Source organism: Veillonella sp. ZSJB6 (assembly GCF_051549505.1).
GTDB lineage: Bacteria > Bacillota > Negativicutes > Veillonellales > Veillonellaceae > Veillonella.
Window position 1 is genome coordinate 1 of sequence record NZ_JBPUGE010000214.1, and the last position, 231, is coordinate 231.

Annotated in this window: 1 protein-coding gene; it reads right to left on the reverse strand. The window is 42.0% G+C overall.

Translation table 11 applies throughout. The features are described 5' to 3' along the window. Positions 1-210: hypothetical protein (locus tag ACSV5T_RS10470; RefSeq protein ID WP_438321113.1), on the reverse strand; the 210-nt coding region annotated here is incomplete at its 3' end. Positions 211-231 lie beyond the last annotated feature (21 nt).

The following is a 231-nucleotide window of genomic DNA, read 5'->3' on the forward strand; positions in this document are numbered from 1 at the left end:
GCTAACTGGCATGTTCGCTAGGCTGAAATTTTTGGCATCACGCACTTGGGCAGTCACATTGATAGTATCACCATTATTGGTAGTTAGCGTATTAACATCTGTAACCAAATTGACTTCAGCAATGTCATTCACCGTCGGTTGTGAGGCGGTTTTGGTGAGAGGTACATTGAGTGTTTGTGTTACATTACCGTTAGATACGGCTGTTACCATATAGCCACTAGCAATCAATTT